Below are 18,464 nucleotides of genomic sequence, written 5' to 3' on the forward strand. Positions count from 1 at the left end.
TCACCAGGTTTTATATCCTGTTGAACGACTGGTGGGCAGTCGGCGGCGAAGAAGACGGCTAGAGTCGCGGCATGAAGATGGCATCCTCCCAATTTGATCTGTTCGATGACGCGCCGGGATACCGGCAGACGCCACGACCGGCACCGAGAAAGCGCAGGCTCGAGACCGTGCCGCTGTCGCCCGGCGGCGATGATGAAGAGGCCGCCCGAAGGCTGGAGCAGACCGGCCGATTCAAGGTGCTGCGAAAGCTCGTGCCTCGCCCCATCGTCCCGCGCGCGCAGAGCGCCTTCCCGAACCTCGCGGTGCTGGTGGATACGGAGACGACGGGCTTGCAGCATGCGCGGGACGAGATCATCGAAATCGGCGCCGTTGGTTTCACCTATGACGATGAGGGCGCGATCGGGGATGTTGTCGGCATCTATAGCGGCCTACGCCAGCCATCGGTGCCTATCCCCGCGGAGATTACGCGGCTGACCGGCATCACCGACGAGATGGTCGCCGGTCATGCCATCGATATCGCGACGCTGGATGCCTTCATCGAACCTGCCGATCTCGTCATCGCCCATAATGCCGGGTTCGATCGCCCGTTCTGCGAGCGGCTGTCGCCAGTCTTCGCCTCAAAAGCCTGGGCCTGCTCCGTCAGGGAAATTAGCTGGGCCGATTTAGGCTTTGAAGGCAACAAGCTGGGATATCTCGTCGGTCAGTCCGGGCTGTTCCACGAGGGCCACCGCGCAACCGATGACTGCAATGCCCTCCTGGAGGTCCTGGCGAGACCGGTGGGAGCCAGTGGAACGCGACCGTTCTCCGAGCTGTTGCGATCGAGCGCGCGCAGCAGAATCCGCATCTACGCGGAAAATGCACCCTTCGACATGAAGGATCAGCTCAAGGGGCGCGGCTACCGATGGTCTGATGGGAGTGACGGACGGCCAAGAGCCTGGTGGATCGAAATCGACGAAGACTTCCATGACGAGGAACTCCGTTATCTCCGCACCGACATCTATGGCTGGGAAGACGCCGAGCCGCTGACCCTGCGGCTGACGGCGCATGATCGATTTCGTGCGTGATCGGCGAGTTCGAGCCGATCGCCGTTATCGGCTTGCCAGCGATTTCGGGCCGCAAGGGCGCTGGGCCGCCTCCAGACGGCCTCGCGCCAGGCGGATGTCGGCGCCTTGCCTGGAAGCGGGCATTCGCAGACGGGTTGGGCAGCGTCGGCCGGGTCCGGACGTTCGCTCTCAACACCTCAGTCGCGCGGTGGAACGGTGTCGTATTGCGGCAGGCCGTCTGCGATCTCGTAGTAGTCCCCCTTGTCGGCGACGTAGATATGCAGATTTGCAGTAGTCTCTGTCGGTCCGTCGAAAGCCCCCATTGCCACGGCGATCCAACCCCGATCCGACCGATCCCAGAAGAGAGACGATCCGCATGTCGAGCAGAAGCCGCGTCGGACGTTCTCCGACGATTGAAACCACGTCAGCTTCTCCTCGCCGACAATCGTCAAGGCAGTCCTAGGCACATCAGTGGACGCGAAGTGGTGGCCCGAGTGCTTGCGGCACATTCGACAATGGCAGAAGTTAGGATTTAGCAGGCCGCCAGCCACTGTTAAGGTGACCGCACCACAAAGGCATGAGCCGCTGTGCATCCTCGATTCACTCCCGCAGGCGTCTAGTCGGGAAGCATGGCATCGGGGTTGCGACGTTCGCAAGAGCGTCCGCTATGGGCCAACTCCGACATTCGCGATGTCAGCGCCCGCTCAACGATGGCTCGATGCCGCCTCGACCGAATGCGCCCTCACCGCGGAGGGCAGCTCCGTGCCGCTTCGATTTGGTCCCTGGCCTGCAAGGCTTCGCCCCAGTTTCGCAAGCTGATCAGAACGGGTTCCAGCGTGCGGCCAAACTCGCTCAATTCGTATTCAACGCGCGGCGGCACCTCCGGGTAGACGGTGCGGCATACGACGCCATCGGCCTCGAGCTCGCGGAGTTGGATCGTCACCATCCGGGGAGTCGCGTTCGGCGTCAGGCGGCACAGCGCATTGAAGCGCAATCGTCCCTGGAGAAGGTGGAACACCAGCACGGGCTTCCAGATTCCACCCATGACGCTGAGGGTCGCCTCGACTGCGCAGCCCGTCCGGGTCGCCTTGCGGCGGGCCTGTCTGACAGTATCATTCATGATAGTACATGTGCCTTTTGATCGTACTTACGAATATGTCCTTACCTGCCTAGGTCTAGCGCGCCAACACAGCCCAAGGAGACGGCATTGCGCGCTTATCGAATGAACGGAACGAACGCCCCGCTGACGCTGCACGAGGACGTCGCACCGACGGCCGGCCCAGGAGAGGTGCTCGTCGACCTCAAGGCGGCCACGCTCAACTATCGGGATCTGATCGTCAGGGAAGGACGCTATCCTGGGGACCAGAAGCACGATCTCGTCCCGCTTTCCGACGGCGCCGGCATCGTGACCCAGGTTGGAGATGGCGTGTCTCGTGATCGGATTGGCGAGCGCGTCGTGCTCGGCTTCATGCCTGGCTGGCTGGACGGCTCGTTCGCGGCCCGCAAGCAGGCGACCGCGCTCGGCGGCGGATTCGTTGATGGCGTGCTCGCCGAGCAGATCGTCCTGCCTGCTGCCGCTGCGGTCCCATTCCCTGATGCCTGGAGCTTCGAAGAGGCTGCAGCATACCCTTGCGCGGGCGTTACGGCCTGGAACTGCCTGTTCGGCGGCCGCGGCTTGCGCCCCGGTGATAGCGTTCTGATCCAAGGCACCGGCGGCGTGTCGACCTTCGCGCTGCAGTTCGCCCGAGCCGCTGGGGCACGTGTGATCGTCACCTCCAGTTCCGACGAGAAGTTGGCCTGGGCCCGCAAGCTGGGCGCGGAAGCAACGATCAACTACCGCACCACAGCGAATTGGGGGGAGGTTGCCGCAGGCATGGCGGGCGGAGAGGGCGTCGACTTCGTGGTCGAGGTTGGCGGCTCCGGGACCTTGAACCAGGCGCTGTTGGCAGCTCGGCCCGGGGGCGAAATTGCGCTCGTTGGCGTTCTCACCGGCGTCGCGGGCGAGATCAACACCGGCGCAATCCTGATGAAGGCTATCGATCTCCGCGGAGTTTACGTTGGCTCTGTCGCCGATCTGAAAGCCGCGATGGCGACTGGGGTCAAGCCGCTCATCGACGAGATTTTTGCCTTCGAGGCGGCGCAGGACGCGTTCGACCGGCTGCGCAGCGGGCAGCATCGCGGAAAGGTCGCCATCACCATTTCAGCCTGAACTTTCAGGCAGAGCTACGATCCGCTTCTGAAACAGCAGAGGCGGATACGCCAACCCCGCCGCTATTCGTCTTCGCCGTCGCCAGCATTGGCCAGATTTTGCGCCAGGTCTGGCCCGGCGACTGCAATCTCCCGGCAAGCCGGGCCTTCAGCCCGCTGACCACCGCCTCGAGGCCTCGCGGCAGGAGCGGATGTTGGCGCCGTGCCCGGAACCGGGCACGCGCAGACGGGGTGGACAGCGGCGGCTGGCGCCCCATTGCGGACCTCGCTTCGGGCATGGAGCAGGCCGGAACAATCAACCGATCTTCGGCATCACCATACGCACGTCATCGCTTACGCACGTCATCAATTGCGCCACTCGGTAGAAAGGAGGGCGTAGAGCAGATCGTTCCGCCAAACATCACCCACACGCAGATTATCTCGCAGCACCCCTTCGCGGCTGAAGCCCAGTTTTTCAACCAGCCCGATCGAGGCGCTGTTGTCCGGATGGATAAAGGCTTGAATGCGGTGCAGGCCAAGTTCGGCAAAACAGAAGTCGAGCATGGCCGTAACTGCCTCTGCGGCCAGACCCTGCCGATGCCGAGTGGGGTTGATCATATAGCCAATGCTGGCGCGCCTGCTCCGAATGTGACCATCGTGGTAATTGACCAGCCCCAGACATCGATCATTTGCTCCGTCGGCCACCGCCCAAAATCGATAGTAGGATGGCGTGCAATCGATGAAATTGCGCACCGAGCGCTCGGTTTCGACCCGCTTTGTGTAAACGGGCTGGTTCCAGAAGCGCATTGTCTCGGGATCGGCGAAGCACGTGTGCATCTCGTCCGCATCATCGGCGCGAAACTGGCGCAAGCGCAGGCGAGCGGTTGAGAGCGTAGGATGAGGTATGGGGCGCTTGGCCATAGGAGCGAGCCTCACGAAACGATCAGCCAGAAAAGGCCAAGTTGGGCGGCCTACGTCAATTGCGAGGTCCGCTCCCCACTGATCGAAACAGGTAAAGCCGACTCAGTTAATGGTATAATCTAGCGTGGAGTGGATCAGGGTCCACTCTCCGCTATCCTTGCGATAGACGAATGATTGTCCGAATCCCGTTGGGATTGACTGCTTGACTTTATCAATTTGCACTCTGGCAGATCGCTCCATCGACGAAACGACGACAATGGCAGTGCTGTAGCCGGCATCGAAGACAGGCATTGAGATATCAACGCGCCTTATGCTGATCGCAGGCTGCTGATAGCTCTGTTCAGTGTCGGCTGGAGGCGCTCTTCTTCTAAGGTTAGCCAGTCGTTGGCTCCACATTTCATTGGCTTCGGCTTCGGAGCAGAAATGGCCCCGTGTCAGCCCGGCGGGGTCGATAATGTCAGAAGGCGCGGTGCCGGTGTGAGGCGCGCTGACGTCTGCATAAAAGCTCAAGCCAAGATACTGTTGGGCCAAGGTCACATAGACAGCGCGACTGGACCATTGTTTCGCAAAGATACAGGGCTGCTGATCCAGGACATGGTCGCGGAGGACATTCTTGATCAGAGTTGCCGCTTCTTGCTTCGCCCGATCTATTGCCCTTCCCAACCGTTGCTCGGCTTCATCGTCCGCCCGGATTGGTTGCGGGAACAAGAGCAGAAAAACGACGGCAGAGCGCAAGAGCAAGACCAGTATCCCGGCGACTTTCCTAGCTTGTGATCGTAGCGGATTGCGCGCTGAGGTAAATCTGCCTTTCCTTGATGCGGCGTCGTAAAGAGGCCGAGCAGACGGATCAAACGTCTCCTTGGTATGTCCGCTGCCCCGCCGCTATTCGTCTTCGCCGTCGCCAGCATTGGCCAGAACTTGCGCCAGGTCTGGCCCGGCGACTGCAATCTCCCGGCAAGCTGGGCCTTCAGCCCGCGGACCACCGCTTCGAGGCCCATCCTCGACACCTGTGGCGTTGGTGCCCACGGTCTCGACGGGCATGGGCAGGACGTGCGTAATGTCGCCGTCGAGCAATCGCTCCGGGGGGCCTTTTCATGCGTCTGGCTATTGGTTTCGGATTGGCCCAGGGGCGCGCTTTGCGGCGCGGCGCCAGGCCGTTTGGCGCTCTCCTCGGGCTTGTTCTGACCGTCTTCGGATCAGGCCTCGCCGCTGCCTTCGAAACCCCGCCAACGGTCAGCGCTGCTTCAGTGCTTGGCGCGCAGGCCTCCGGTCCGAATTATCGCGTCGACCCCGAGGTGCACAGCGACGGCCTGCTGCGGCTCTTTGTGCTCAAGACCGCATTCGGCACTTTTGACATAGCCGGCGAAGGATTGATGCGTGAGCGGATCCGCGAATTGTCGGCCCTTCGCAAGCTGAACGAAATGTCCGCATCGGATGTTTTCGTGAAGTCGCTCGAGCGGCAAGCCGCTGCTCCCCTGCGCTTCGGCGCCGACCTCATCACCTCGCCAGCGGAGACGCTGAAGAAATCCGCTTCAGGTGTCGCCAACATGTTCAGCCGGATTGGAACCGGCATCGCCAACACCAGCGCCAACCGCGACAGCATTGCCGGCAGTATTCTGGGCGTCGATGCAGCGCGACGGGCGCTGGCCGTCCAGTTGGGCGTCGATCCTTATACCGATTTCCCGCCGCTGGCCGCCAAGCTGAACGACATTGCCGCAGCCAGCGCGATGGGCGGGCTTTCCGTCAGGGGCATGATGCTGGCGATCCCGGGGGGCGCCGGTGTCGCCATCAGTTCCACGACGACCGTCGATAGCGTTCGGGCAACTCTGGCCGAACGCACCTCGACCCAGATCGTGGAACAGGTGATCGGCATGCTGACGCGCATGAAGGTCTCTCGCGCACTGGCGGAGCGCTTCGTCCAGAACCGATCCTATACGCCGACCGACCTGCTGCTGATCACAAAGGCCCTGGCCTCGCTCAAGGTCGGCGGAACCGCACTCTTCGTGGCGAAGGCGGCCGAGGCAACGACGCGTGAAGAGGCCTATTTCCAGCGCAGCCGCGCCCTGCTGCTCGCGTCCAACGCCAAGGCTCTCGGCATCGGCCCGTTCGTCGGGGTTGGCGGCTTCCCGCTGAACCGCTTGAGGGACGGCCGTCTGCTGGCCCTGTTCCCGCTCGACGAGATCGCCTGGACCGAGACTGTCGCGGGCCTGTTCGGCAAGGTCTCGTCTGTGAACCCTGGCGATGGAAAGGCTCCGGTGCTGGCGACCAACGGCACGCTCACGCCGATGGCGCAAGCCGAGATCAGCCAGGCGGGCTGGACTGTCGAGCGCGTCAAATAGCGAGCGGCTGCGCAAGGCCCGCCTCGTCCTGAGGCGGGCACCGTCCAGAATACAGAAGGATAGGCGCATCGCAGCGCGCCTGCGTCTCCATCTCCGGGCTGTCATGTCCGTTCGCGCAGCGCCGAGAGACGAAGCGGCTGCTCGCCAAACGTCACGAGCTTCGCAACCTGGAGCCTAAAGTCCGGCGGGAGGAGGGGGCTTGGGCCGGCTCGATGCGCAGCGAGCTTTCCCGTGCTTCCCATGCTTGCGTCAGCTTGCTGCGTTGCGATTGCAGCATCCCGGAACATCCGGGGCCGCTGCCGGGTTAAGACCAGATGCGGCTCGGAACACCCGATGAACCCGGCCTGGCATCGCCTCGAACGAGGCCCAGACAGGGCCGCGTCGATCGATCTGCCGGCGCGACAACACATCGAACGATCGCACAGGGAATAACGCCGCATGCACGGCGTTTACCTCCGCTTCCCCGGGAGCGGTGGCCCGCGATTCACCGCGTCTGTGCCGGCCGAAATCCGTCTGCGATCAAAGAGGACTGTTCGATGACCCCCGCCAAGAAGCCAGACAGCGAATTCGACCGCGCCCGTGCAAGGATTGAAGGCACGGACAAGAAGCCCGTCGGGAAGCCCGACAAGACCATGCCGGCGGCAGGCCCCCATGTGACGCAGGGCTCGACAAACCATGACGCAACGCCAGGGGCCGGCGCGCTCCCCTCGACCAAGCCGCGCAAGGACGTTGACGCCGGGACGGGCTGAGCGAGCCGCAGGCCTTCCCAGGCGGCTCGCGCCTTGGACACGCGGCCGGCACTTCGAGTCTCGCAGCAGGGGCGTCTGCCATCGGAATCCTGCGTGCGTATCGATCGAAAGTGCGCTTGAATGTCAGGCGCTTGTCCCGGCGATAGGAGATGTCCCGCTTCGATGGCGTGGGCGAGCAGGCCGATTTCTCCCGATCTGTTGACAAGGCTTGAAGGAATCTGACATGCGCCAACCAACGCATGGGCGCTTCGATTACACCCGCGCCGAGCTTTGGGCTGACGGCGCCGTCCATGTGCTTGGCATTGCCTTGGGCATGGGTGCGGTCGCCATTCTGATCGCGAGAGTGCTCGCGACGGCTTCGCTGTCCGATCTGGTTCCTGTCGGGATCTACAGCGTCGCGTTGCTTGCCGTTCTCAGCGTTTCCGCCCTCTACAACATGTGGCCGGCGTCGCCCATGAAATGGCTGCTGCGACGCTTTGATCATTCAGCCATCTACGTCTTGATTGCCGGTACCTACACCCCCTTTCTGATGAAGCTCGGCCAAGCCGTTGTGGCGCAATCCCTATTGGTTGCCGTATGGATCGCGTCGCTCGCCGGCGTCCTGCTCAAGCTTGCTCTGCCGGGCCGGTTCGACCGCGTTTCGATCGTTCTCTATCTCTGCCTCGGCTGGAGCGGCGTGATCGTGTGGGAGCGCGTTGCGCAGTTTCCGGCGGTCACCTTGTGGCTCATGCTGGCGGGCGGCGTTCTCTACACGGTGGGCGTCCTGTTCCACGTCTGGCGGAGCCTCCCGTTTCAGAACGCCATTTGGCACGTCTTCGTCCTCGTGGCGTCCGGCTGTTTCTACGGGGCTGTGCTTGCGACCTACGGTTGGGCTCCATCGGCCTGATGATCCGGCGATGGCCGCCAGGCGAGGGAAGGTGAGGGAGCCGCTGGGCGCCAGGCTGGTGGCGGACCTTCATTGCCGCTCCTCTGAAATGATGGAGTAGCCGATGCCTCTCTCGGCTTGCCTACAGGCCGGCTTGTTCGTGGTGGCTGCGGCGACCGCGTTGTTCGCAAGCGCCGGCACGCTCGCCATCCCCGGTTTTTGGACGTATCTGGCGATCCTCGCCGTCGTAATGATCATTTCCTTCGCAGCGCTCGATCCGGACCTGCTGCGCGAACGCATGCGGCCGGGCGGCAACAAGCCGCCGCCCGCGTTGAGGGCCTTCTCGCTCATCCTGTTCCTGCATTGGATCGTTGCCGGGCTCGACCGTGGTCGTTTCCATTGGAGCGACAACGTGCCCGGCTGGCTGCAAGGCATGTGCCTGTTCACGGTCGCCGCCGGCTACGCCCTGGCGCTCTGGGCCATGCGCGTGAACCGGTTCTTCTCCTCGGTCATTCGCATCCAGACCGACCGTGGTCACCACGTCGTCACCGCGGGACCCTACGCCTTCGTCCGCCATCCCGGATACAGCGCCGGGATTCTGATCATGGTGGCAAGCGGACCCGCACTCGGATCATGGCTCGCGGCTGCGCTCATTGTGATCGTCAGCCTGCCATTCCTGCTCTATCGCGCCATTGCGGAGGATCGCATTCTCCAGGCCGAGCTTGCAGGCTATTCGGACTACGCCGCGCGGGTCCGATGGCGGCTCGTTCCGGGCATTTGGTGAGCGTGCTCCTCACCCGGCAGCTCAGCACTATCGGAACCGCGATGAGCCACGTCCTCTTCCCAGCCCCGGGCGCAGGCAGGGAAGCTGAACCCGATGGTGATGAGCGGCATAGCCATGCACATTGTCCGGTATTTGGATTGCGATGATCGGGAACAGCGGGAACGGTCCGCTACTTGCGAGATGACCGCATTCCCGGCCGCTTTTTAACCTCAGGATCGGCCAACAGGCGTGCGTATTCATCGCTTTCCACCGGCACGAGCGCCACGCGCGCCTCGGCATCATGATGCAGACCGAAACCGTATTGCTTCACCAGTGGCGAGGCGCGCAAACAGGCTTGCGGCTTGTCGAATAGCCGCGCCGCAGCATCCGCTCCTTTGCGCGCTTGCTCGACCGCCCGCAGAAGTTCGTCTGAAGTCAGCTGATAGGGGCGCGCTGCCAGCATCTCGTATTGCATTCCAGCGACTGTGCCTGGCTTTGCCGGAGGCGCGCTCAGCAGGGCCGCGCAATCCGCCGCCACGGTGATCAGCGTGGTGCGGTAGTTAGTGGAATGGCTCATCGAAACTCTCTGGGCAAGCGAAACGTCTGCGCAGACTGTTTCACGGTCACGCATTCCCGTCATGGGGCAGATCGGCATAGCGCTGTCGCGGCTGCTTTGGTCCGCCTGTCGCCGTTCAGTCCCCTTTCGGCCATCCGCCCTCGACCTTCGGAACGTCTGCTAACGGGTAGCCTGCCACCACGCCGCCTCTCAGGAGGATGCGCCAGAGAGGCGGCTCACTCGACCCAACCCTTACGATCATTCATCTCAGGCACGCATAGCGTTTAGTGATTTTCTGAACGAATAGTCTGGTGGGCCGCAATCGGTGGGGGCATAGGCGGCGACCCGTGCCTGCGCGGAATAGCCCGCGGAGGCAAAGGACAGCGCGACAACCCCAGCATTCATGCCATGGCTTCCCTTTGGATGAGAACGCGCTTGCGCTCGAGACCCCAACGATAGCCTGCCAGATCGCCGTTGCTCCGCACGACGCGGTGACAGGGAATGGCCAGCGCGATCGGATTGGCGGCGCAGGCCTTAGCGACAGCCCGCGGATGGGCGTACGGGCTGATCACCTGCGACAATTCGCGATAGCTCACCGTACGACCGACCGAGATCGCCCTCAGCTTCTCCCAGACGCGACGCTGGAACGGCGTCCCACGCATATCGAGGGCGAGGTGCAGCCCTTCGGCGGGGTTTTCGATATAGCGACGAACCTTGGTCAGATCGTCCTGGACCGCGGCTTCGCTGGCGATGAGCATGGCCCGCGGGAAACGGTCGGCAAGATCCGCGGCCAGTTCGTCGGCGGTGTCGCCGATCAGGATGGCGCAGACCCCTTTCGCGCTGCGAGCGATCAGCACCTTGCCGAGTTCGGTGTCGGCCGTGGCATGAAGAAGAATGTCGACGGATTCGGCTTCGGACAAAGCCGGTGACCTGTCTTTGATGATCGTGAGGTTCATAACCGTAGCTCCTTGCTCAGTCCTCATGATCAAAATTACTTTTGGCCGCGACCTCCCGAAATCCGATCCTTGCTTTCAAATCGACAAATGAACTGGTGATGTCTTCCGGAGGTAATCGCATGAGCGCTTCCGCCCGGGCGATGATCTTCAGGAAGCGGTGGCATGACGCCGCGGATGACTCCGCTGCTCGTTTGGCGCGCTGGTGCCTTCAAGTGTGCGATCGCCGCAACGGCAGCTTCACTTGCATGATGGAGGAAGAGGCTGAGCGGCGTGATGCGCCTGGCCACCGGATGCTGGCAGGGTCTCGCACCGGGCGTCCGCCGACGCACCGGGTCAGGCAAGTCTGAGGATCGTGGTCTCGGCCAGAAGATAGGTTTCCCCGGAGGGGAAGCGGACCTCGATCTCCCCGGTTTCGAGCAGCTCCCAGACTGCGAAACCGCCGGCCACGAGTTGGCCGATATGGCTCATGACAAGCGCCTTGTCCGGGTTGTCCTTCGCAAGCGCGACGAGCGCGCCAATCGCGTCCTCCGTCCCAGGGAGTCTGCGCCGGCTCGCCTTGGCGTTGAAACCGCCGCTCGAAAACATCGCGAAAACGTCCTCGTATCGGTCGCCGAGCGCGCCGGGCTGCAGCAATCTGACGGCTACAGATCGACCCGTCGGATGATCATCCAGTGGCTCACAAGGCTATCCCGGCATCATGCCGATCATGGCCGGCAACACGGAAATCCAGGATCGCGCTACAACGCGCCGCGGAACGTCAGATTGATACGCATGCGCCCGACGGTTCCGTGAACGCCATCCTTCAGCTCGGGAACGCCGTGATAGAACAGGCGCGATGGTCCGCCCCACACGGCGACATCGCCGTGCCGAAGCGCATATCTCTTCACCGGATCGTTCCGCTTCAGGCCGCCGAACTGGAAGGTCGCTGGCAAGCCGAGCGAGACCGAGACGATCGGATTGGCGAAATCCCGCTCGTTCCTGTCCTGATGGAGTGAAAGCCGGGCGCCTGGCTCGTAGCGATTGATCAGGCAGGCATCAGGTCGAAAATCAGGATAGCCGGCGCATGCGGCGGTCGTGATCGCGAGCTCGAGGAAGCAATCCGGCATGGGCGGCCACGGGCGCCCAGTCCTGGGGTCGTCGCGATCATAGCGATAGCCGGTCCGATCGGTGACCCATCCGGCCGCCCCGCAATTGGTCATGGCCACGGACATGACAAAGCCCCCGGGCGTGACCATGTGCCGGAAGGGCGCCTGTTGGGTGATATCAACCAGGGCGCTGAGCAAGTCCGCCTCGAAGGGAAGCGCTGCGCCACGCAGCAGCACCGCGCCGTCGGCCATGATTTCGGTCAATGGTTCCGGCGTATCGAGCGTTTCAAACAAATCGAGCATGACGGGCCTATTTCAACGTGTTTCCGCGCTCGCGCGGCATTCGCCAGAGATACCAGGAGGCCACCGTGCGATGGGGCGCCCAGGCCTTCGAGATCTCGCGCAACGCCTTGGGCTTGGGCTGCTCATCAAGCGATTTCAGGGCGCGGTAGCCTTCGCGAACGCCGAAATCGTCGGCCGGAAGGACGTCCATCCGCTCCAGCGAGTACATCAGCAGCATCTCGACCGTCCAACGGCCGATGCCTTTGATGGCAACCATGCGGGCGATGAGATCCTCGTCGTTCATCGTCACGGCGATAGCGCGCGTCGGGATCACGCCCGTCGTCGCGCCTTCCGCAATGGCCTTGATGGTTGCGATCTTGCTGGCGGAGAAGCCGCAGGCTCGCAATGCATCGAATTCCGCCGCAATGAGATCTTCTGGAGACGGAAAGGCCTGGCCATCGAAAAGCGCCTTGAGGCGGCCGATGATCGCGTCCCCGGCTTTGGCCGTCAGCTGCTGATAGGCGATGGCGCGCACCAGCGCTTCATAGGGCTCGCGGGCGGCCTTGGGATCGTGCCGGCATGGGCCAACCCGGGCAATCAGCCTGGCCCAGTCCTCGTCGAGCTTCGTCAGGAAGGCGACCGAGTCATCGTAGCGCGCAAAGAGATTCATCGAAGACCAATCTTGTCAGGGCATTCGGCGGGGCGGCCGCAGGTTTACGCCGTCCGGGCAGCTTCGCGATCGAGAAGGGTTCGCTTGCGCTCGACACCCCAGGCATAGCCCGAGAGCGCTCCGTCATTCCGAACAACACGATGGCAGGGGATCGCGACAGCCAGGGTGTTCGCTGCGCATGCGCCAGCCACGGCGCGCACCGAATTCGGTGATCCGATGCGGCGAGCGATCTCTGAATAGGACACCCTCGCTCCGACCGGAATCTCCTGCAGGGCCCGCCAGACGCGACGCTGGAATGCGGTCCCGCGGACATCGAGCGGAAGATCGAGACCGAGGCCGGGATTCTCGACGAACCCGACGACGCGAGAGATCAACGCCTCGTATTCGCGATCCGCACCGATCAGGCGGGCCTTGGGAAACCTGTCCTGGAGATCGCGGAGGAGTTCATCGGGATCGTCGCCGAGCAGGATCGAGGCGACGCCCTTCTTGCTCGACGCGACCAGAAGCGCCCCAAGCGATGTCTGCCCGATGGCGAACCTGATCTCCTCATTGGCTCCGCCGGCGCGAAATCGTGACGGGGTCATACCGAGCATCCCGGTCGACTTCTCGTAGAAGCGGCCGCTTGAATTGAAGCCCGCGTCATAGATTGCCTCGGTCACGCTATGGCCGGCGCAGAGGCCCTCGCGGACCTTCCTGGAGCGATCAGCCGCCGCATAATCCTTCGGCGTGAGGCCGGTCGTCGCCTTGAAGATGCGGTGGAAATAACTGGGACTGCGCCCAACCGCCAGGGAAAGAGCCTCCAGCGACGGTTCCTCCTCGCTGTCCTCGATGATCCGACACGCCTTGGCGACCAGGGTTGCGTTCTCGGCCTCTGACGAAACTCCGTCGGGGTTGCAGCGCTTGCAGGGGCGAAAACCCGTCGCCCGCGCGCGCTCCAGCGTCTCGTGAAGCGTGACGTTGTTCGGATTGGCCGTCCGCGATGGGCAGGACGGGCGGCAATACACCCCTGTCGTCGAGACGCTGTACCAGAGCTGCCCGTCAGCGGCCTTGTCGCGAGCGACGATGCGCGCCCAGCGCGGGTCGTCCGCGACCGAGAGGGGAAATGCGCTTTGCCTGGCGCTGTGCCTGGGCGTGAGCTTTGCGAAGATGGTCATTGTTGTCATCTCGGAACATCCTGGCCCGACCGTGCTCCCGATCGACCTTCGCGACACTCCGATCCTTGCTTTCAAATCGGATGTCTCCCACCCGATTTCTGCAATGGATGCGCCGCGCCAATCCGAGAGCGCCAAGAAAGAGCGATCCGCGCCCAGGACAAAGAGGCCCGCACAATCACGTGCAGGCCTCCCGGTGGGTGTTGCCGATGACAGGCCGCGCCGCTCGCAGGCTCGGCATGATCGGGATCAGGCAGCCGTGATGAGGCCGAGCTGCGTCATGGCGGTGAGCCCGTCGTCCAGGCCGATCTCCTCGACGATCTTGCCGTCCACCACCTTCAGGACCGTCGTGCCGGTGAAATGCATCTTGCGGCCGGTGGCGGCAGGAAGGGCCTCATAGCCGACCAGGAAGTCGGCGAAAGCCGCCCCCGTATGCGTGCCGCCGCCTTCCCACTGGCCGACGACATAGTCGCCCTCGGCGATCAGGTCGGCGGTGCCCCAGAAGTTGAGGTCCGGAAACGCCGCCCGGAAGTCGGTCATGAAGGCCTTGATGTCGGCGCGGCCGCGGCGCGGTTCGTGCAGCGAATACTTCAGGAGCATATCGGGCGCCGCGATCTCATCGATCACAGCAAGATTGACGTCCTTGCCCCAGAATTCGGTGAACCAACGGCCGACGACGGCCTTGTTGTCATCTGCTTTGCTCATTGAAAAACATCCTTCCATCAGCGTTCTTTCGGCCAGCGATGTCGTTCGTCGACCTGAACAAAGGGATACGGGGCCTGAGTCCGGGCAAAACTCCGTTTCATGACGTCGAATCCAAACAATGGAATGAGCCGCGTTCGAAGCCTCGCCGGCCGCGGCCATTGCGCGATGAGGTCACGCCCCCGAGGGCGCCGGGCAGGCAAAGTTCACGCGGAGGGCGGAATGCCGGGTCGGGTCGCCGGAGGGCCTGATTTCCAATTCACGAGGACATTCCCGCCTGCGCGAGTGGGGTGATTTATCGGATCTCGTACGGGGTGCAGTACGGCGAGTTGGTCGATCCGCAGTTCGTCTACAAGGACCAACGCATCGATCATGGCCAAGCCGAGGGGGAGGCGGGTCTTTGCCTCCCGGATCAAGGCGATGTCGCGGTGAGAGTCGCGCAAGCCACATCCCGCTTCATCGCCAGACCGCATCCGCTGTAGCGAGACTGGTTTGGCAGATCCGAGCGCTTTGACGGCGACCATTCGAGGTTGCAAGGGCGGCGCCGCAGCAATCATAAGGAACGATGTTCAGCTTCTTCGATTCACTTGTTGATTCGACAGCATCGCCTCCGGGCGAGCCTCCCAGCGGACTGCGAACGTTCTATTGGCACTTCGTCCGCCAGGCGAAGGGCCTGTTCGCAGCGCTGTTCGTGGTCGGCTTTGTGCTCGCCGTCCTTGAGGCCGTGGTGCCTTATCTGATCGGGCGCCTCGTCTCGGTCCTGTCATCGGTCCCACGCGAGCGCGTTTTCGACGCTGCCGGCCAGCTTCTTCTGGTCATGGCGGCGATCGTGCTCGTCGTCCGGCCGCTGGGCACGATCCTGTTTCGCCTGCTCGTGAACCACTCGATCGCCGTCTCTTTCACGACGCTGGTTCACTGGCAGAATTACTGGCACGTCGTGCGCCAGCCGCTTTCCTTCTTTCATGACGACTTCGCCGGGCGGTTGGCCAGCCGGGTCATGCAGACGGCCCGGCCGCTGCGAGAGAGTATCGTCTCCTTCGTGCGCGCGGTCTGGCAGATCCTGGTTTTCGGCGCGACCGCGATCGGTCTTCTCGGCACGCAGGACATTCGCCTCGCCGCGCCGATGTTGGTCTGGTTTCTGCTCTACGGTGCACTCCTCGCCTACACGTTGCCGAAGGTGCAGGTCCGGTCGCGCGAGACTTCGGAGACGCGCTCCGCCATCGCCGGCAAGGTCGTCGACACGTTCACCAACATCATGACGGTCAAGCTGTTCGGGCGCCGGACCGATGATGACACCTATGTGCGCGACGGCTTCCTGCGCTTCCAGGCTGCTTTCGCCCGCCAGCAACGGCTCAATACCGTCTATGTCTTCTGCCTGGTCTGCCTCAACGCGATCCTGCTGGTGACGACCGGCGGGATCGGCGTCTGGCTTTTCTCCGAGGGCCGGGTCGACGCGGGCACGTTGACGACCGCCCTTCTTCTGACAACCCAGATCATCGCCATGTCGGGTTGGGTGGCGTTCGAAATTGCGGGCATTTTCGAGAATATCGGCATCGTGCAGGAAGGAATGAAGACGATCGCGCAGCCGCTGAGCCAGCGCGACAAACCGGACGCGCGTCCGCTCGAGGCTCCCCATGGAGAGATCCGTTTCGAGGATCTGCATTTTCACTACATGAAGCCGCACCGCGTGGTGGAGGGGCTATCCCTGACCGTTGGCGCCGGCGAAAAGGTCGGTCTGGTCGGGCGCTCGGGCGCGGGCAAGTCCACGCTCGTCAATCTGCTGCTCCGCTTCTATGAGCCGCAATCGGGCCGAATTCTGATCGACGGCCAGGATATCGCCTGCGTCACCGAGGAGTCGCTGCGCGCACGGATCGCGCTGGTGGCTCAGGATTCGTCGCTGTTGCATCGCTCCATCGGCGAGAACATCCTTTACGCCCGCCAGGATGCCGATGAGTGGATGATGCGTGACGCCGCCCGGAAGGCGCAGGCGGACGGCTTCATCGACACGCTGGTGGACGGCAAGGGGCGCCATGGATACGAGGCCTTCGTCGGCGAGCGCGGCGTCAAGCTCTCCGGCGGACAGCGCCAGCGCATCGCCATCGCACGGGTGATCCTGAAGGACGCCCCGATTCTTCTGCTCGACGAGGCGACGTCATCCCTCGACTCGCAGGTCGAGGCCGCGATCCAGGATGCGCTCGCGGATCTGATGCGCGGGAAGACCGTCATCGCGATCGCGCATCGCCTCTCGACGCTGCAACTCAGGGACCGACTTGTGGTCATGGATGGCGGGCGCATTGCCGAGCAGGGCTCCCATGCGCAATTGCTCGATCGCGGCGGGCTCTACGCCGACCTCTGGGCGCATCAATCGGGAGGCTTTATCGTGCCACCACGCCCGCAGGGGTCTCGGAAGCCGTAAGGTCGTCGAGCACGCTCATTCGACGGCGCTCGTCATCGAGGCAGCGAGGCCGATTGCGAGCTCAAGGCCGCCGATGCTGCGCCCCCGTCGTTCCCACCGCGCTGGAACCGCAGCAGATCGCGAACCCGTCTGCCTCCCCGAAGGCATGGTTCAATCTCATCAATGTCGTGCCGGCATTGGCCGGCCGTGATATCCTGGGTTATCCGATAGGACATCGCATCCGATCCGATGATCTCATCTTTTGTGCTTGCATCGACTCTGCCCCGAAAACCGCAATCCACTTTTCGGGCCGATGCTTCAGGGTTGCGCCACCAGTCCATCCTCGGCCTCTCGGGAGAGCACCATGGACGACACGCCCCACGCCGCTTCGCCCCTTGCACCTCCCCCGGCAGCGCAGGAGCCTCCCCCGCATGTCACGCTGATCCAGATGGCGACGGCCGCCTGGGTTTCGCGTCTGGTCTACGCAGCTGCGAGGCTGGACCTGGCCGATCACCTGGCCACCGGTCTTCGCAGTGCCGAAGACCTGGCCGGCCCGCTGCGGCTCCATGCGCCCTCGCTCCATCGCTTCATGCGCTGCCTCGCCAGCCTGGGCCTGCTGGCCGAGCAGGCCGGCCAGCGCTTTGCCCTGACGGCGCTGGGGGAGGCGCTGAAGACGGGCGCGCCCGGTTCGGCGCGGGCCACCATCCTCACCGCCGGCAGCCCCTGGTTCGCGGGGGCCTTCGACGACATCGCCTATTCCTTGCAGACCGGCAGGACCGCGTTCGAGAAGGCGCAGGGCGTGCCGGTCTTCGACTATCTCGGCCAGCATCCGGACGAGGCCTCGCTCTTCAGCGAGACGATGGTCGGCTTCCATGGCCGGGAGCCGCCCGCTGTCGCGGAGGCCTATGACTTTTCGGCCTTCGGCACCGTCGTCGACGTCGGAGGCGCCACCGGCAACCTGATCGCGGCGATCCTGGCGCGGCACGAGGGGCCGCGCGGCATCCTGTTCGACCGGCCCCATGTGGTGGCCGACGCGCCGGCGCTGCTGGCGGAACGGGGCGTGCAGGCGCGCGTGGCGATCGAGCCAGGCGACTTCTTCGAGACGGTTCCCGCCGGCGGCGACGCTTATGTGCTGTCCCACGTCATCCACGACTGGAGCGAGCAGCAGTGCCTCACCATCCTGCGCCATGTCCGCAAGGCCATGCAGCCCGACGGGCGGCTGCTGCTGGTGGAGATGGTGCTGCCCGCCGGCGACACGCCCCATCCCGGCAAGGTGCTCGACATGGTGATGCTGGTGCTGCCCGGCGGCCAGGAGCGAACGGAGGAGGAATACCGCCAGCTCCTCGCCAAGGCCGGCTTCCGCCTGACGCGGGTGATCCCCACCAGCTCCGACGTGAGCATCGTCGAAGCGACGCCGGGGGCGTAATCAGGGATGCGCTCGATTGGTGAGCGCCTTTGATCGTCAGGGCTTCGGTCCGGCCGTTCCGGAAGACGGTGCGCTTCGAGTACCGACCGATGGTTACGGCCGTTGTCACCCCGATGCGGCAGCGAGGCACGGAAAGCCTCGTCCGTCCGTAGCGCTTGGCGCTGCATCAGAATTGCGCCAGGTGCAGACATTGGCGCATGGCCCGGAACCAGACATTCGCATGCTGCGAAAGGGACGTCCGTTCGCGACCCAACTCCGACATTTGCGGTGAGCCGCTGACGGTCAAAAGTCGCCCATTCCCGCCCCCTCGGACGTCCGCATGCGGGCGGTTCAACTTCGCAATCGGCAACGTGCCGAAATCGCGTAGCCAACGC

The 18,464-nt window shown here is 63.6% G+C and carries 19 protein-coding genes; 8 read left to right on the forward strand and 11 right to left on the reverse strand.

Going from position 1 to position 18,464, the window contains the following annotated elements; genetic code table 11:
* The first annotated feature begins 77 nt into the window (after positions 1 to 77).
* Positions 78 to 1,064 (forward strand): 3'-5' exonuclease, encoded by a 987-nt coding sequence (locus tag AB4118_RS32425; RefSeq protein ID WP_441493630.1) that lies wholly within the window; start codon positions 78 to 80, stop codon positions 1,062 to 1,064.
* Between the two features lie 176 nt (positions 1,065 to 1,240).
* On the opposite strand, the gene AB4118_RS32430 is transcribed toward AB4118_RS32425, so the two are convergent.
* A complete protein-coding gene (locus tag AB4118_RS32430; RefSeq protein WP_441493613.1) occupies positions 1,241 to 1,636 on the reverse strand; it encodes a GFA family protein in 396 nt (131 codons plus the stop codon).
* 149 nt (positions 1,637 to 1,785) lie between these two features.
* Positions 1,786 to 2,163: a winged helix-turn-helix transcriptional regulator gene (locus AB4118_RS32435; protein ID WP_441493614.1), complete on the reverse strand. Its 378-nt coding sequence runs from the start codon at positions 2,161 to 2,163 to the stop codon at positions 1,786 to 1,788.
* Between the two features lie 87 nt (positions 2,164 to 2,250).
* Here AB4118_RS32435 and AB4118_RS32440 point away from each other — a divergent pair, with 87 nt between their 5' ends.
* A complete protein-coding gene (locus tag AB4118_RS32440; RefSeq protein WP_441493615.1) occupies positions 2,251 to 3,252 on the forward strand; it encodes a zinc-dependent alcohol dehydrogenase family protein in 1,002 nt (333 codons plus the stop codon).
* Between the two features lie 344 nt (positions 3,253 to 3,596).
* Here the strand turns inward: AB4118_RS32440 and AB4118_RS32445 are convergent, their stop codons facing one another.
* Together AB4118_RS32445 and AB4118_RS32450 are read right to left on the reverse strand one after the other, a co-directional pair.
* Positions 3,597 to 4,151, reverse strand: coding sequence for a GNAT family N-acetyltransferase (locus tag AB4118_RS32445; RefSeq protein ID WP_441493616.1), 555 nt, complete (start codon positions 4,149 to 4,151; stop codon positions 3,597 to 3,599).
* A gap of 102 nt (positions 4,152 to 4,253) precedes the next feature.
* Positions 4,254 to 4,892: a hypothetical protein gene (locus tag AB4118_RS32450; RefSeq protein WP_441493617.1), complete on the reverse strand. Its 639-nt coding sequence runs from the start codon at positions 4,890 to 4,892 to the stop codon at positions 4,254 to 4,256.
* Positions 4,893 to 5,245: 353 nt separating this feature from the next.
* On the opposite strand from AB4118_RS32450, the gene AB4118_RS32455 reads away from it, so the two are divergent.
* The 4 genes from AB4118_RS32455 to AB4118_RS32470 all read left to right on the forward strand — a co-directional run bounded on the left by AB4118_RS32455 (position 5,246) and on the right by AB4118_RS32470 (position 8,888).
* Complete coding sequence (locus tag AB4118_RS32455; RefSeq protein ID WP_441493618.1) at positions 5,246 to 6,490, forward strand: hypothetical protein; 1,245 nt, start codon at positions 5,246 to 5,248, stop codon at positions 6,488 to 6,490.
* Positions 6,491 to 7,026: 536 nt separating this feature from the next.
* A complete protein-coding gene (locus AB4118_RS32460) occupies positions 7,027 to 7,239 on the forward strand; it encodes a hypothetical protein (RefSeq protein WP_441493619.1) in 213 nt (70 codons plus the stop codon).
* Between the two features lie 223 nt (positions 7,240 to 7,462).
* Positions 7,463 to 8,125, forward strand: coding sequence for a PAQR family membrane homeostasis protein TrhA (trhA, locus tag AB4118_RS32465; protein WP_441493631.1), 663 nt, complete (start codon positions 7,463 to 7,465; stop codon positions 8,123 to 8,125).
* A gap of 103 nt (positions 8,126 to 8,228) precedes the next feature.
* A complete protein-coding gene (locus AB4118_RS32470) occupies positions 8,229 to 8,888 on the forward strand; it encodes a methyltransferase family protein (protein WP_441493620.1) in 660 nt (219 codons plus the stop codon).
* A gap of 169 nt (positions 8,889 to 9,057) precedes the next feature.
* On the opposite strand, the gene AB4118_RS32475 is transcribed toward AB4118_RS32470, so the two are convergent.
* The 7 genes from AB4118_RS32475 to AB4118_RS32505 all read right to left on the reverse strand — a co-directional run bounded on the left by AB4118_RS32475 (position 9,058) and on the right by AB4118_RS32505 (position 14,272).
* The gene (locus tag AB4118_RS32475; protein WP_441493621.1) at positions 9,058 to 9,507 is read right to left on the reverse strand and encodes a DUF6157 family protein; all 450 of its coding nucleotides are present in this window, start codon (positions 9,505 to 9,507) and stop codon (positions 9,058 to 9,060) included.
* A 317-nt stretch (positions 9,508 to 9,824) separates the two neighbouring features.
* On the reverse strand, positions 9,825 to 10,379 hold the full coding sequence (locus tag AB4118_RS32480) for a methylated-DNA--[protein]-cysteine S-methyltransferase (RefSeq protein WP_441493622.1): 555 nt from the start codon (positions 10,377 to 10,379) through the stop codon (positions 9,825 to 9,827).
* A 333-nt stretch (positions 10,380 to 10,712) separates the two neighbouring features.
* The gene (locus AB4118_RS32485; RefSeq protein WP_441493623.1) at positions 10,713 to 10,964 is read right to left on the reverse strand and encodes a hypothetical protein; all 252 of its coding nucleotides are present in this window, start codon (positions 10,962 to 10,964) and stop codon (positions 10,713 to 10,715) included.
* Positions 10,965 to 11,116: 152 nt separating this feature from the next.
* Complete coding sequence (gene alkB, locus AB4118_RS32490; protein ID WP_441493624.1) at positions 11,117 to 11,767, reverse strand: DNA oxidative demethylase AlkB; 651 nt, start codon at positions 11,765 to 11,767, stop codon at positions 11,117 to 11,119.
* A gap of 7 nt (positions 11,768 to 11,774) precedes the next feature.
* On the reverse strand, positions 11,775 to 12,416 hold the full coding sequence (locus AB4118_RS32495; protein WP_441493625.1) for a DNA-3-methyladenine glycosylase family protein: 642 nt from the start codon (positions 12,414 to 12,416) through the stop codon (positions 11,775 to 11,777).
* 44 nt (positions 12,417 to 12,460) lie between these two features.
* The gene (ada, locus tag AB4118_RS32500; protein WP_441493632.1) at positions 12,461 to 13,570 is read right to left on the reverse strand and encodes a bifunctional DNA-binding transcriptional regulator/O6-methylguanine-DNA methyltransferase Ada; all 1,110 of its coding nucleotides are present in this window, start codon (positions 13,568 to 13,570) and stop codon (positions 12,461 to 12,463) included.
* Between the two features lie 246 nt (positions 13,571 to 13,816).
* On the reverse strand, positions 13,817 to 14,272 hold the full coding sequence (locus AB4118_RS32505) for an ester cyclase (protein WP_441493626.1): 456 nt from the start codon (positions 14,270 to 14,272) through the stop codon (positions 13,817 to 13,819).
* 562 nt (positions 14,273 to 14,834) lie between these two features.
* Between AB4118_RS32505 and AB4118_RS32510 the strand changes: the two genes are divergently transcribed.
* Together AB4118_RS32510 and AB4118_RS32515 are read left to right on the forward strand one after the other, a co-directional pair.
* Entirely contained in the window at positions 14,835 to 16,685 is a 1,851-nt protein-coding gene (locus AB4118_RS32510) for an ABC transporter ATP-binding protein (protein ID WP_441493627.1), read from the forward strand.
* Between the two features lie 343 nt (positions 16,686 to 17,028).
* Positions 17,029 to 18,090 (forward strand): methyltransferase, encoded by a 1,062-nt coding sequence (locus tag AB4118_RS32515; RefSeq protein ID WP_441493628.1) that lies wholly within the window; start codon positions 17,029 to 17,031, stop codon positions 18,088 to 18,090.
* Positions 18,091 to 18,464 lie beyond the last annotated feature (374 nt).

This window comes from Allobosea sp. 2RAB26 (genome assembly GCF_052115465.1).
In the GTDB taxonomy this organism is placed as follows: Bacteria; Pseudomonadota; Alphaproteobacteria; order Rhizobiales; family Beijerinckiaceae; genus Allobosea.